The sequence below is a fragment of the Cytobacillus spartinae genome, assembly GCF_042865285.1.
Classification (GTDB): Bacteria; Bacillota; Bacilli; order Bacillales; family Cytobacillaceae; genus Robertmurraya_A; species Robertmurraya_A spartinae.
In genome coordinates, this window is record NZ_JBIACK010000002.1 from 97,162 (window position 1) to 111,211 (window position 14,050).

Here is a 14,050-nt window from a genome sequence, read left to right on the forward strand (position 1 = left end):
AAGGGTTCTGGTGTTTAACACCAGAACCAAATTCATTGTATAGTTTGTGAAAGTGTTATCAAAGTATGTATAGGAGTGAATGAAATGTTACATAAAGAACTTAAACCATTTCCACAAAATTTCTTGTGGGGTGCAGCATCTGCAGCCTATCAAGTAGAGGGTGCTTGGGACGTGGATGGAAAAGGTCCTTCTAACTGGGATCAATTTGTCCGTATACCTGGTAAAACGTTTAAAGGTACTACTGGTGATGTAGCAGTTGACCATTACCATCGTTATAAAGAAGACGTTCAATTAATGGCTGATATGGGGATGAAAACGTACCGATTCTCTGTAGCATGGTCACGTATTTATCCAACAGGAAAAGGAGAACTTAACGAAAAAGGATTAGAGTTCTACGATAACCTAATTAATGAACTTTTAAAGCATAAAATTGAACCGATTTTAACCATCTATCACTGGGATTTACCTCAAGCATTACAAGATGAATATGGTGGATGGGAATCTAGAAAAATTGTAGAGGATTTTACGAATTATGCAGTTACGCTATATAAGCGTTACGGAGATCGCGTGAAATATTGGGTTAGCTTAAATGAGCAAAATATTTTTACGATGCTTGGATATAGAACGGCTATGCACCCACCAGGTGTGAAGGACAACAAACTATTCTATCAAGTAAACCATCATGCCAACTTAGCAAATGCTAGCGTCATTAAAGAATTCCGTAAATATGTACCAGATGGAAAAATTGGACCTAGTTTTGCATATTCTCCAGCATACGCGGCTACCTCTAAGCCAGAAGATATTTTGGCTGCTGAAAATGCTGAAGAACTTAATAATCATTGGTGGATGGATATCTATGCTTGGGGAACGTATCCAAAAGCGACTTGGAACTACTTAGAAAGTCAAGGTCTAGCTCCTCAAGTTGAAGAGGGGGATCTTGAATTACTTAAAGAAGGCACACCGGACTTTATGGGAGTTAACTATTACCAAACAACAACATTTGAGAAAAACCCATTAGATGGTGTTTCAGAGGGAACATTTAATACGACTGGTAAAAAAGGTACTTCACAAGATACAGGAATACCTGGTGTATTTAAAACGGTTAAAAATGAAAATCTTGAAAGAACAAACTGGGATTGGAATATTGACCCAACAGGTCTACGTATCGGGCTTCGTCGTATTACAAACCGTTATGGACTACCTATCTTGATTAGTGAGAATGGGTTAGGTGAATACGATAAAGTGGAAGAAAACGGAGAAATTAATGATGACTATCGTATAGACTACATTAACTCACATCTAGTTGCCGTTCAAGAAGCTATTACTGATGGGGTTGACATGATTGGATATTGCGTATGGTCATTTACGGATTTACTTAGCTGGTTAAATGGGTTCCAAAAACGTTATGGCTTTGTCTATGTGAACCAACATGAAGAAGGAGACCATGATCTGCGTAGAATTAAAAAGAAAAGCTTCCATTGGTATAAAGAAGTCATTGACACTAATGGACAAAATCTTACTAAGTAAAACCTTTCTAAAAAATATCATGTAACTGGAGGAAACTGATATGGTAGAAAAAACATTTACGGTTACCGATAGCACTGGTATCCATGCACGTCCGGCTACTATCTTAGTTAGTAATGCTAGTAAGTTCAACTCTGAAATCAAACTTGAATATAAAGAAAAACAGGTGAATCTAAAATCCATCATGGGCGTTATGTCTTTAGGGATTCCAAAGGATGGAGTTATTAAAATAATCGCAGAAGGTGCTGATGAATTAGAAGCACTTGAAGCTCTAGAAACTCTTATGAAAAATGAGAAGTTAATCGGATAAATTCCAATACCCCTCTATATTTATATATTGAGGGGTATTTTTAGTCTGAAAATATGACGACTACCGAAAATCTGAAAAAAGGCGGAACTAAATAAATGACTTCACAAAAAATGATTTTTTTTGATATAGATGGAACCCTTTTAGATGAAGAAAAACAATTACCTATTTCCACCAAGCAAGCAATTACAAGGCTGAAAGAGCTTGGACATCTAGTTGCGATCGCAACGGGGAGATCTCCGTTCAACCTATATAAGCTAATGGATGAACTAGAGTTGGATACGTACGTAAGCTTTAATGGGCAATATGTTGTCATAGAGGGGAATGTTATATATAAAAACCCTTTAGATAGCACGACGCTACGTGCGCTAACTGAGTATTCATTAGATCAAAAACATCCATTGATTTATATGGATCATGAGGACATGCGCTCAAACTATGAAAGTCACCCGCACGTAGATGAAGCGATAGGATCGCTAAAAGTGGATCATCCTGTAACATTTGATCCACATTTCTATAAAGACCGAGAAATTTATCAATCATTATTATTTTGTACGGACGATCATCAAGAATCATATAGACGAGAGTTCAGTCAGTTTGATTTTATCCGATGGCATCAATTTTCTACAGACGTTCTTCCACAAGGAGGATCAAAAGCAAAAGGAATAGAAGAAGCTATAAGGCATCTAGGAATAAAAGATGAGAACGTATATGCATTCGGAGACGGATTGAATGATATTGAGATGCTTAAATATGTTCATAATAGTGTAGCCATGGGAAATGCTCCAGAACTCGTGAAGAACACAGCTAAATATGTGACAAAGCATGTAGATAATGACGGTATTTTACATGGCTTAGAGCTTGTTGGATTATTAAAATAATAGATTTTTAGTTTGAAACCGCTTGGTACAGTGTTGGTGTGCCCAGCGGTTTTTTTATACCTTAGCTTTTAAAATCGGGTATCAGTCCTAGTACACATACGATGACTTTTTAGACTGATTCAATAATCTACATAATAGTATTTTGGTTTGAATTTTCTGATTTTTTTAAGAATAAGGTCCACAAAACAAACATATCATTAAAATGTAATAAAACTTCAAAAATAATTAGGTTTTATTGAAGTAAAACTACATAACAGCTGAGATAGGGGATATGGATGGAGAATGGAATAGAACGAATTAGACAAGGACTAGCATTATTAAATCGATCAGAAAGAAAAGTATCTGAATTTATTCTTGATAACCCGAAAGGTATATTGCATATGCCCATTTCACAATTATCAGAAAAGACAAGAACGAGCGAAGCAACCATTATTCGAATGTGTCGATCGTTAAACTTTAAAGGGTATAGGGATTTAAAGCTGAGTGTAGCTGCTGCTCTTCCACAACAAAAGACCATTGAACATAAATATCAAGATATTTCAGCAGGAGCGAGTCTGTCAGAAACCATACAGCAAATTGCCTCTAACAATATCTATTCTATTAAAAATACACTTGCCGTTAATGATGAAAAAGATATCAAAAAAGTCATTCAAGAACTTAATAGAGCTAGAAGAATTGCCATTGTTGGGATAGGTGCATCTGCAATCGTTGCTCTGGATTTTGAACAAAAATTAAAACGTATCAATAAATGGTGTGAAGTACTAATAGACAGTCATTCACAATTAGTTTCCGTAACAAATTTAAATGAAGAAGATGTTCTTTTTGCGATTTCCTATTCAGGAGAGACGAAAGAGATTATTAATACGGTTAGTATTGCGAAAGAAAACAACATTAAAATCATTTCACTAACAGAATACTCCAATAACACACTACAAAAACTCTCAAACACAAACCTATTTGTATCCTCAACAGAAAAATTTATTCGAAGTGCTGCAACGGCCTCTAGGATCTCACAACTTACTCTAATTGATATAGTATTTACCGGATTAGCCTCTATACATTTTGATGAATCAGTTAAATATCTTGATAAAACAAGGGAAGTGATTTCAAAGTTTTCTAAATAACTTTCTTTGCGTTATAAACTTTTTATTGGTATTAACCATTTAATCATTACCTTTCTACTATCATGTAGTGATTAACAGGTTTAAACAAATATAAAAAAAGAGGTGTTCAGATTGAAAAGTAAGTTTTACAAAAGTAGTTGGTTGCTAGTGTTTGCTACACTTCTTCTTGTATTAGCAGCTTGCACGAATGAAACGACATCAGAAGAACCGAAAACGGAAGAACCAGAAACTAGTGAAGAAGGCACTAATGAAGAAGCAACTAATAATGGAATTTCAGGAGAATTAGAGGTTCAATATTTTGTTGGTGGTTATGGAGATGAATGGTGGAAAACTGTCATCGCAGATTTTAAAGACGCTTATCCAGATGTAGAAGTAATCGAACATTCCGGTCCAGATATTAATACAGAAATGAACACCCGTTGGATTTCTAACGATCCACCAGATGTCGTTTACATCGATGGAGCTGGATCTAATGAAACGCAAATGATAAGTGATGGTCAGCTAATGGATATTGCTGATTGGGCTAAAGACATTACTATGGAAGACGGGACACCATTATTAGATAGTTTTATTTCACCAGCGGAAGAAATAGATGGTGGAAAAATCTATAGTTTGCCACTTGTATTTGATACTTGGGGTGTATGGTATGATAGCGCATGGTTTGAAGAACAAGGATGGGAAGCACCTACTGATTTCGACAGTTGGTTAGAATCAATGAAGCAAATTAAAGATGAAGCTGGTATTGCACCATTTAATACGACAGGGCAATATGCTCAATACTTCCAACGTGGAGTATTATATCCAGCATTTGCTGCTGCTGGTGGTGAAGAGTTACTAAATAACCTGTCCAATGGAGTTATTGAGGCATGGGAAAGTGAAGAAACTTTAGAGGTTATGAAAAAAGTTGAGGCAATTGTAGGGGCAGATTTAGTAGATTCAGGATTTGCAGCTTATAATCATACCCAATCTCAAATGAACTTCTTACTTCATAAGAATGCCTACATTCCAGTTGGTTTTTGGCTTCCAAACGAAATGAAAAAAGATACTCCAGAAGGATTTGTATATGGGTTTGTTCCGACGCCGATGAATGATTCAGGAAAAGCAATGGCACTTGTTCCAGATATCCGTACAGTTGCTATTGCTCAAGAAGCTGATAATCCAGAAGCTGCAAAAGCATTCCTTGAATTTGTCTTTACTGAGAAATATGCACAAAAATTTGCTGAATCAACAGGTGCTATTATGAACTTAAAAAATGTAGACCTTTCAGCTAATAGTAATGTCCCAGAATTCTTAAAAGGAATTAATGATATGATCAACAACCCTGGAACGGTTCAAATTCATAAAAGAAATACTCCAGAAGGTGATGATCAAGATATCGCAGTTGAGATCACCGCTGAGATAAAACTACAAATTGTTGAAATATTAATGGGACGAATTAGTGCAGAAGAATTTGTAGAAAACATGACGAAAAAAGCAAAAGAATTAAGAAACTAATAGGTTCTGAGTTTAAAAGTTAAGAGAGACTAAGAATCTACGTCTCTCTTAACTTTTATAGTTGGTACATTGTTAATAGAAAGAAGTGATAGGTGTGGTTCAAACAAAAAAGCAAAAATTTGCCTTTTTGGCATTCTGTTTGCTTCCAACTTTTTTAGTATTCTGTATCTTTACAGTCTATCCAATGTTAGGTGGTCTCTATTATTCATTCTTTGATTGGTCGGGTATCAGTTCAGTTAAAGAATTCATTGGCATTGATCACTATAAAAGGTTGTTAAGTGATTCTGTAATTCCTAAAGCTATTTTTAATGATTACTTTTTTGTATTTGTAAAAGTATTTGGAATTATGATTTTATCTCTCTTTTTTGCTGTAGCGCTAACACAACTTCGCATAAAAGAAGCTCCATTTTATCGAATCGTTTTCTTTTTCCCCAATATCATGTCAGTAGTAGTTATCGGTATCTTATGGCAATTCATTTATGACCCCAATATTGGCTTTGTAAATGGGTTACTCCGGGCAGTAGGTTTAGAAGCATGGACCAGACCTTGGTTAGGTGACATGAATTGGGCTTTGCCAAGTATTGCAGTACCTGCAATCTGGGCTGGGATTGGATTATTTATGCTTCTTTTAATGGGAGGAATTACTAGTATTCCGAAGAGTTTGTATGAGGCATCAGACATTGACGGTGCGAGTGACTGGCAGCAATTTTGGAAAATTACCGTTCCTTTAATTTGGCCACAAATCAAAACTTCTATTATCTATATTGTCATTACATCCTTAAATGGATCTTTTGTACTTGTACAAGTAATGACTGGTGGTGGACCAGGGATGGCGACAGAAGTTATGGGATCTTATTTATACCAAAGGGCTTTTGAGGATTTTAAGTTTGGCTATGGAGCAGCAATAGGCGTTTTAATCCTTGTTGTATCTCTAGTTTCTGTTGTAATTTTACAGTTTTTACTAAAGAAAGAAAAAGTAGAGTATTAGGAGGGAAATAATGAAAATTCTTAAAACTTTATCTAGATTAGCAGTAAGAATACCTTTATTGATTTGGTCAATTATCGTTATCTTCCCTCTTGTATGGATGTTTATTGGTGCATTTAAGACAAATGCAGAAATTTTTGCTTCACCTTGGGGCTTACCAGAAAAATTTAATTTCTATAATTTTGTTGCTGCTTGGACGGATTATCAAATCGGAACTGCCTTTGTGAACAGTTTATTTGTCACTATTTTAGGAACGGTCCTGTGTTTAGTTTTCTCTATCCCAACGGCCTATGCACTTGAGAGATTACGTTTTAAAGGAAGCGAAATCTTATTAAATTCATATCTTGCCTCGATGATGATACCAGCCGTATTAGGTTGGATTCCACTATTCTTCCTACTATTAAAACTAAACATGTTGGATAATTTATGGGCTCTGTCACTAATTTATGCTGTATCCCATATCCCCTTTACCATTTTTATTTTAATAAGCTTTATGGGAAATGTACCAAAGGAATTAGAAGAAGCTGCTACCATGGATGGAATGAGTCAATATGGTATCCTCCTTAAAATTGTAACCCCGTTAGTAAAATCAGGGATTATAACAGCTTCTATATTAAATGCCATTTCGTTTTGGAATGAATATTTTATGGCCTTAATTCTTCTACAACAAGATAGTAAAAATACGTTGGGTGTAGCAATGGACTTGTTAAAAACGAACGCTCAGTACGAGAGTGCCTGGGGAGTAATGTTCGCTGGCTTATGTATTGCAGTAATCCCAGTTATCATCTTTTACACCATCTTCCAACGCCATATAGTTAAGGGAATGACGGAGGGAGCAATCAAATAAGATTAATTCTATCTTTAAAGTAAGGAAGGGACAGGAATGGAACAAACTAACTTTCAAAAAGTTGCACATTTTATTAATAAAATGATAGAAGAAGACCATATTCCTGGTGCAGTTGTTGGGGTTACTACCGCTGAAAAAACTTTATATAAACAAGCCTTTGGGTATGCGCATTTTGATAAAAAAATAAAGATGACAGAGAAGACGATTTTCGATTTAGCCTCTCTAACAAAAGTTACAGCTACTTTACCTTCCATCTTACAATTTCTAGATGGGGGAGTATTAGATATAGATGATCAGATTTCCTACTATATCCCACAATTTAAAATTAATCATTCTGATTTAACTTTAAGGCATCTATTAACCCATACAAGTGGATTTCAGCCAGAAATCAAATTTCATCTCAATAATGTTAGCAAGGAAGAAGCTATTGATATGATCGCTCAAATCCAAGACAAGAAAAGTCCGGGAACAGAAGTAATTTATAGCGATTTAAATTACATCCTGCTTGGTAAGATTATTGAATCACTAGCAGATATATCACTAGCTTCTTATACAGACATATCTATCTTTAAACCGGTAGGTATGAAAGATACATACTTTAATCCACCTAAGAATGAAAAAGAACGTATTGCTGCAACGGAATTTATTGAAACAGAAAATGATTATCGTTGGGGAGAAGTTCATGATGAAAATACGCTTCACTTTGGAGGAGTTAGTGGTCATGCCGGATTGTTTTCCACGTTAGAGGATCTCACCTTATATGCAAGAATGATTTTAAATAGTGGTGTGTCTAATGACAAAAGGATTCTTTCATCACAATCCATTAATTTAAGTTCAGTCTCCTACACAAAAGGATTAAAATTAAACAGAGGTTTAGGATGGGAGTTGTATGATTCTCCATCATTCTCTGGTCAGTTTCTACAGGATGGCTTTGGTCATACTGGTTTTACAGGTACATCCATTTGGTTTTCTAAAAAGAACAATTACTCTATCATTCTTCTTACAAATCGTGTTCATTTCGGTCGTGATAAAAATATAAGTCGAATGAGAAGGATTATTCACAACTTAATAGCTTTAGAAATGAATGGAGTAACTAAATAATGAGGGAACGATTATGCGATTAAAGAATAATGCAAGAAAAAGATGGATAGCGATTGATGGTGGAGGTACAAAAACGAGTTGTGTTATTGGTGACGAACAAGGAAATATTTTATCAAAGACTATTGGTACATCAAGTAATATCCAAACGATTCCACATCAAAAGGTGTTTACTACATTAACACATTTAATAGATAAAGTATTAATTGATTCTGGTTCAGAGTTTAAGCAAGTTGAAAGCATTCAGCTTTGTTTAGCTGGCGCTGACAGAGAGAGTGATAAACAAATTATTAAAAGGCTTTTTGAAGATACCATTTACGAACAAAAACTACAGATTAAGAATGATGCTGAAGCGGCGTTAGCTTCCGGAACTTGGGGAGAATCAGGGCTTTTACTAATTGCTGGAACCGGCTCTATTGTTTATGGAGTTTCTTATAAACCTGCAAAAATGATTAGAGTAGGAGGCTGGGGCTATCTTCTCGGAGATGAAGGTAGTGGGTTCTATATTGGGCTAAAAGGGTTAAAAGCAGTCCTAAAATCTTATGACAATAGAGGCGATAGCACAACATTAACCTCTCTCATTCTAAATCATTTCCAACTACAACAGGTCCCCGAGCTTGTTAGACTATATTCTGAAGAAAGCGTGGTACCAAATATAGCGAATTTATCTAAGTATGTATTTGAAGCTGCAAAACTAGAAGATCCTGTCGCTACAGGTATATTAGAGGATGCAGTTCATGAACTAATAAGGATGGTAGAAGTTGGTCAAAATAAGTTTGAAAATAATAATTGCTTACTTGTTTTACATGGAGGTCTTTTTTCAGACTCTTATTTTAAAGAATTATTTATTAGAAAATTGAATTCTGTACATGAGGATCATAAAGTAGTTTATCCTGAAATTCCTGCTGTTGTTGGTGCTTATTTATTAGCTATAAAAGGAGCGGGATTATTAATAGATGAGAATTTTAAAAAGAAGGTCCGACTTTCTTGGAGTAAATTAGAACAACAAAACTAGGATGCAGTTAACGGAGAGGTACTTAAGGTGCATTCTTAAGTAAAGGAGTTTATCTATGGAGCTATCAAAATTAACTACTGAGGGAAGAAATCCAGACAGTACAAAATTGGATCAAATGGATACAATTGAGATCATACAAACCATTAACAATGAAGATAAAACGGTTGCTTATGCTGTTGAAGAAGTCTTACCTACAGTAAAAAAGGTTATTGATACTGTTGTAGATTCATTGAATAATGGCGGAAGATTATTTTATATTGGCTCTGGAACAAGTGGTAGAGTTGGGATGATGGACGCATCTGAATGCCCACCAACATTTATGACGCATCCAGAGTTGGTTCAAACCGTTATGGCAGGAGGGAATAAAGCATTTTTTAAAGCAATTGAGAATGCTGAGGATAACGAGGAGCAGGGAAAATTAGATTTGCAATTAAGAAATCTCACTAAGAATGATGTTGTCATTGGGATAACGGCTAGTGGTAGAACGCCTTATCCAATAGGAGGCGTTAAATATGCAAAGAGAATTGGTGCTTATACAGTTGGCCTTTCTAGCAATAAAGATTCATTGATCAATGATTATACAGACGATGGTATCGAAGTAGTTGTGGGTCCGGAAGTTTTAACAGGTTCTACAAGAATGAAAGCAGCCACAGCTCATAAGATGATTTTAAATATGATAAGTACAGCAACAATGGTAAAATTAGGGAAAGTTTATCAAAACTTAATGGTAGATGTGAATACGAGTAATTATAAGCTGAAAGAAAGAGCAAAGAACATTATTATGGAAATAACAAACAAGCCATATGAAAAAGCAGAAGAACTATTAATACAGACAAACTACGAAGTAAAACCAGCCATTGTTATGGCTCAAACGCATTCAACTCACCAAGAAGCGTTATTAGCACTTCAAAAATGTAAGGGGAATATTACAGATACAATTACTTATTTATCTAATATTAAAAGGAATGTTTGAGTAGAGTTATTTCTTAGTTAAAGCAAGCCATTCCTGTTCTAATTAGAACACCTCTAATCTATAGGTTTTCAATATCTTAGTACAATTGCTTTAAATTAATATCTAGGTTTAATCTTTGATGTAAAAAACCTTTCATATAATGAAGTGTAAAAGGATTGATTCTGCATAAGGATCAATCCTTTTGTTTTGTTTACAAATATGTTCAGAATCACAGAAAGGAATATAAGTCTATGAGGCATGTGAATAAAAATTCCGTCTGCAGACGGATAGGAAAGCACTCCCCAGGTTGTTCATTAATCGGAAATTTTAGATAAAATAGAGATATAGAATTGAAAATATAAAGGGATATGAATCAAGATATCGAATACATATCTTATGGTATAGAAAGAAGGGACTTAGCTTTGAGATACAAATCCATTAACCAAGTTTTGCTGGCATTATTATTACTGACAGTTGGAATTGTACTATTACTTGTAAATATAGGTGTCATTTCCTTGGAAATAAAGGAGCTTTTTGTCGGCTTTTATCCTTATGTGTTAGTTACATTAGGAATGATTGCCCTAATAAATTCGTTGAGAAGTAGACAAGGAATCTTTGGAGCTATATTTTTACTATTATTTTCTTCCTTATTAATACTCGATCGCTTAGAATTTATCGATTTTAGATTTATAGATATTTGGAAGCTCTGGCCTTATTTAATCATCTATATAGGTTTTTCAGTATTATTTAAAAAGCATAGCTTTAAAGTTCATTTTGAAAACGACTTACCTGCCGATGTTTTTACGGAAAAGGAAAATAAAGAGTTTATTAATATAAATAAACACCCGAAGCACTCGAAACATTTAAAGCACTCAAAGCATCGAAGAAGAGGTTTTTCGATTGGTGATGTTAGCATGAAAAAGGCTAATTGGTCACTAGAACCACTGGAACTTTATAATACAGTTGGGGACTATTTCATTGACTTTAGTAAGGCGTATATTCCTGAAAAAGAAACACCAGTGGTTTTAAATGGATGGATTGGGGATGTTAAAATGATTGTCCCTGAAGATATTCCTGTTAAAATTCAAGCAAGAATAAAAGTTGGGGATATTAGAATCTTTGATAACCAATCCGAAGCCATAAACCGAACATTGTTCTATAAATCTAAAGAGTACGATGAGGCAGTTAGAAAGCTGAACATCACGATTGAACTTAAAATTGGCTCAATTAGAATTGATAAAGTTTAGGGGAATGCGTATGAAAAAAATCTACGGTATTCGCATTTGGTTCATTCAAAGTTTTATAATGATGGCATTTCTAAGTGCCATTGCCTTTTTTGTTGGTCTACAAATTTTTCTGTTTTATAACGAGGGGTCTTCGTTAAACATAACGATGACCTTTTGGCTTTCTCTTTTTCTATTAATTCTATTACTCTTTCTAGGGGCATATTTTGGAATTAAAGGAAGCTATTTAATTAAAGGGAGATTGTCTGATATTTTGCTTTTTGTTTCAGCTTTACGTAGTGGAAGGCATACTGAGAGACTACCGAGCTATGAAAAGGATGAAATTGGATTAATAACAGAAGAGCTAAATCAATTGGCTGATTACATACAAGAGCAAGTAAATTCGATTCAAAGGCTAGCAGATGAAAAAACATCCTTATCTCAAACTGCTCATACAGCTGCTGTAATGGAGGAAAGGCAGCGATTAGCACGTGATCTTCATGATGTTGTTAGCCAACAGTTATTCGCGCTAAGTATGATGTCCTCTGCCACATTAAGAATGTTTGAGGTGGATAGAGATAGAGCAAAAAAACAGCTTGAAGAAATATCTGAAATAGCCGCTAAAGCACAAGGGGAAATGCGAGCACTTCTTTTGCATTTACGACCTATTCAGCTTAGTGATGACAGTCTTTGCGATGGTGTTATTAAATTAATTCAGGAGCTTAAGGCAAAGACCAACCTCGATTTTCAGGCAAGTATTGATGAAATTGAACATGTAACAAAAGCCACCGAAGAACATCTTTTCCGTATTATACAGGAGGCTTTATCAAATATTCTTAGGCACGCAGATGCAAGTAAAGTGAAAGTGACGTTAACGGAAATGGAAAACTATATTTATTTGTTTATTAGTGACAATGGAAAAGGATTTGATCCCCAGATAGAACGAATTGCATCTTATGGATTGAAAACAATGCGAGAAAGATGTGAAGAAATTGGTGGGATATTTAAAATCCGCTCGAAGGAAAAGGAAGGAACTTATATAGATATTAGAATTCCTATAACGGGGAGGGAATAGATTGATAAAGGTTGCTGTAGTAGATGATCACGAGATGGTTAGGAAGGGTATCATCTCTTACTTATTAACTGAGCCTGAAATTGAGTTAGTGGGGGAAGCAAATAGTGGTAAGAACGCCATTGATCTTGTTCTAAAAGAAAGACCACAGGTTGTATTAATGGATCTATTGATGGAAAACGGAACGGGTATAGATGCTACAAAGGGAATTTTGAAGGATTATCCGGAATGTAAAATTATTATTATCACGAGTTTTTATGATGATGAACAAGTATTTCCCGCTATAGAAGCAGGGGCCTTCAGCTACCTACTAAAAACAGCAACGGCAGAAGAAGTGGTTAGTGCAATAAGAAAAGCTGCCAGTGGGGAAGCCGTTATAGAGCCTAAGGTAGCTAATCGAATGATGAATCGTCTGCGTTCACAAGAAAAAAAACCTCACGATGAATTAACTGAACGCGAAATAGAAGTTTTGATGTGTATTGGGGAAGGAATGACAAATCAGGATATTAGTGAGGAGCTTTTTATTGGAATTAAGACGGTTAAAACGCATGTAAGTAATATATTAAGTAAACTAGGGGTAGCAGACCGAACACAGGCTGCGATTTATGCAAATAGAAACGGAATTGTTAAAGGTAAATAACAGGATGGTCCTCAGGGGGGCCATCCTATTATAATGAATAAATCACTCTTCTTCAGGAATAATTAATTTCGTCACATAGGAAGGTCTTGAGAATATATTAGGTTGTTGTTGATCAACACCCTTCTCAGTCCCACGCTTTTCATGTGCCTTCTCATAAGCTTTAGAAGTTTGCCAGTCAAGAAAGGATTTCTCATTTTCCCAAACAGTTAGAATGACATATGTATCCGAATTTAAAGGTCGTAGAACTCTAATTCCAACGAAACCAGGTTCTTGCTCGATTAGACCTGCACGATTTTTAAAACGAAATTCAAAAATAGGTCGCCCTTCCTCTGTAACGGGAATATTATTCATAACCACGAAACCACCGTTTTCAATTGTGCCAGATGAATCAATCACTTCGTAACGTCTAGGTTCATTAAATATGGTTTCTCCACTTGTCTCATGTACAAGGAGGTTAGTTTCTCCATCTTGCATAAGAACGATTGTTTCCTGTGAATTCTGGTCTTTCAATTTCTTAAGAAAATCATAGGTTCCAGTCGTAATGTATAGCTTCATATCGGTTACACCTCTTTTACTAGTCTTCTACCATCATTATAACTTCCCTATTCTGGTAAAGTATAATCTTAAGCATGCTATTCTGAAGAGAAATGTGATTTTTGACATCGATTTATGTCATACAAATCATTAGAATAAAATTATCTTCGGATTAGGTTCAAATGTAAAATCTTAAAGTCGACTTTTTAAATTCGATAAAAACGTCAATTTTTTGACAGTTGATAAGGTTATCTATACATCGATAGTAGAAAAGGCTATATTAGAAGGAGTGTATAGAATCTGTCTGTTTTTTATTTTTAAGAATCTATATTAAAATGAGAAATAGAAAGTCTT

The 14,050-nt window shown here is 35.0% G+C and carries 14 protein-coding genes; 13 read left to right on the top strand and 1 reads right to left on the bottom strand.

Annotation, left to right across the window (positions count from 1 at the left end; translation table 11 throughout):
* The first annotated feature begins 84 nt into the window (after positions 1–84).
* The 13 genes from ACFYKX_RS06490 (at position 85) to ACFYKX_RS06550 (ending at position 13,162) form a co-directional block, all read left to right on the top strand.
* Positions 85–1,527, top strand: a complete 1,443-nt coding sequence (locus tag ACFYKX_RS06490) for a glycoside hydrolase family 1 protein (RefSeq protein WP_389359256.1) — start codon at positions 85–87, stop codon at positions 1,525–1,527.
* Positions 1,528–1,567: 40 nt separating this feature from the next.
* A complete protein-coding gene (locus ACFYKX_RS06495; RefSeq protein ID WP_389359258.1) occupies positions 1,568–1,834 on the top strand; it encodes a phosphocarrier protein HPr in 267 nt (88 codons plus the stop codon).
* A 95-nt stretch (positions 1,835–1,929) separates the two neighbouring features.
* Positions 1,930–2,712, top strand: a complete 783-nt coding sequence (locus ACFYKX_RS06500) for a Cof-type HAD-IIB family hydrolase (RefSeq protein WP_389359260.1) — start codon at positions 1,930–1,932, stop codon at positions 2,710–2,712.
* A gap of 275 nt (positions 2,713–2,987) precedes the next feature.
* On the top strand, positions 2,988–3,836 hold the full coding sequence (locus tag ACFYKX_RS06505; protein WP_389359262.1) for a MurR/RpiR family transcriptional regulator: 849 nt from the start codon (positions 2,988–2,990) through the stop codon (positions 3,834–3,836).
* Between the two features lie 102 nt (positions 3,837–3,938).
* Positions 3,939–5,330: an ABC transporter substrate-binding protein gene (locus tag ACFYKX_RS06510; RefSeq protein WP_389359264.1), complete on the top strand. Its 1,392-nt coding sequence runs from the start codon at positions 3,939–3,941 to the stop codon at positions 5,328–5,330.
* Between the two features lie 94 nt (positions 5,331–5,424).
* Positions 5,425–6,318: a carbohydrate ABC transporter permease gene (locus ACFYKX_RS06515; RefSeq protein WP_389359265.1), complete on the top strand. Its 894-nt coding sequence runs from the start codon at positions 5,425–5,427 to the stop codon at positions 6,316–6,318.
* Between the two features lie 10 nt (positions 6,319–6,328).
* Positions 6,329–7,162 (top strand): carbohydrate ABC transporter permease, encoded by an 834-nt coding sequence (locus ACFYKX_RS06520; RefSeq protein WP_389359267.1) that lies wholly within the window; start codon positions 6,329–6,331, stop codon positions 7,160–7,162.
* A 36-nt stretch (positions 7,163–7,198) separates the two neighbouring features.
* Entirely contained in the window at positions 7,199–8,263 is a 1,065-nt protein-coding gene (locus ACFYKX_RS06525) for a serine hydrolase domain-containing protein (protein WP_389359269.1), read from the top strand.
* A gap of 13 nt (positions 8,264–8,276) precedes the next feature.
* Positions 8,277–9,275, top strand: a complete 999-nt coding sequence (locus ACFYKX_RS06530) for a BadF/BadG/BcrA/BcrD ATPase family protein (protein ID WP_389359271.1) — start codon at positions 8,277–8,279, stop codon at positions 9,273–9,275.
* A 55-nt stretch (positions 9,276–9,330) separates the two neighbouring features.
* Positions 9,331–10,248 carry an N-acetylmuramic acid 6-phosphate etherase gene (gene murQ / locus ACFYKX_RS06535; protein ID WP_389359273.1) on the top strand — a complete coding sequence of 306 codons (918 nt, stop codon included), beginning with the start codon at positions 9,331–9,333 and terminating at the stop codon, positions 10,246–10,248.
* A gap of 401 nt (positions 10,249–10,649) precedes the next feature.
* The gene (gene liaF, locus ACFYKX_RS06540) at positions 10,650–11,474 is read left to right on the top strand and encodes a cell wall-active antibiotics response protein LiaF (protein ID WP_389359275.1); all 825 of its coding nucleotides are present in this window, start codon (positions 10,650–10,652) and stop codon (positions 11,472–11,474) included.
* Between the two features lie 10 nt (positions 11,475–11,484).
* Positions 11,485–12,525 (top strand): sensor histidine kinase, encoded by a 1,041-nt coding sequence (locus tag ACFYKX_RS06545; RefSeq protein WP_389359277.1) that lies wholly within the window; start codon positions 11,485–11,487, stop codon positions 12,523–12,525.
* A gap of 1 nt (position 12,526) precedes the next feature.
* Complete coding sequence (locus ACFYKX_RS06550; RefSeq protein ID WP_389359279.1) at positions 12,527–13,162, top strand: response regulator; 636 nt, start codon at positions 12,527–12,529, stop codon at positions 13,160–13,162.
* 42 nt (positions 13,163–13,204) lie between these two features.
* Here the strand turns inward: ACFYKX_RS06550 and ACFYKX_RS06555 are convergent, their stop codons facing one another.
* A complete protein-coding gene (locus ACFYKX_RS06555) occupies positions 13,205–13,717 on the bottom strand; it encodes an antibiotic biosynthesis monooxygenase family protein (protein ID WP_389359281.1) in 513 nt (170 codons plus the stop codon).
* Positions 13,718–14,050: the final 333 nt, after the last annotated feature.

What these genes read in the sequence shown, in the direction of transcription:
- ACFYKX_RS06490 (WP_389359256.1), top strand. Translation starts at nt 85, where the DNA reads ATGTTACATAAAGAACTTAAACCATTTCCACAAAATTTCTTGTGGGGT.
- ACFYKX_RS06495 (WP_389359258.1), top strand. Translation starts at nt 1,568, where the DNA reads ATGGTAGAAAAAACATTTACGGTTACCGATAGCACTGGTATCCATGCA.
- ACFYKX_RS06500 (WP_389359260.1), top strand. Translation starts at nt 1,930, where the DNA reads ATGACTTCACAAAAAATGATTTTTTTTGATATAGATGGAACCCTTTTA.
- ACFYKX_RS06505 (WP_389359262.1), top strand. Translation starts at nt 2,988, where the DNA reads ATGGAGAATGGAATAGAACGAATTAGACAAGGACTAGCATTATTAAAT.
- ACFYKX_RS06520 (WP_389359267.1), top strand. Translation starts at nt 6,329, where the DNA reads ATGAAAATTCTTAAAACTTTATCTAGATTAGCAGTAAGAATACCTTTA.
- ACFYKX_RS06525 (WP_389359269.1), top strand. Translation starts at nt 7,199, where the DNA reads ATGGAACAAACTAACTTTCAAAAAGTTGCACATTTTATTAATAAAATG.
- ACFYKX_RS06530 (WP_389359271.1), top strand. Translation starts at nt 8,277, where the DNA reads ATGCGATTAAAGAATAATGCAAGAAAAAGATGGATAGCGATTGATGGT.
- murQ (WP_389359273.1), top strand. Translation starts at nt 9,331, where the DNA reads ATGGAGCTATCAAAATTAACTACTGAGGGAAGAAATCCAGACAGTACA.
- ACFYKX_RS06545 (WP_389359277.1), top strand. Translation starts at nt 11,485, where the DNA reads ATGAAAAAAATCTACGGTATTCGCATTTGGTTCATTCAAAGTTTTATA.
- ACFYKX_RS06555 (WP_389359281.1), bottom strand. Translation starts at nt 13,717, where the DNA reads ATGAAGCTATACATTACGACTGGAACCTATGATTTTCTTAAGAAATTG.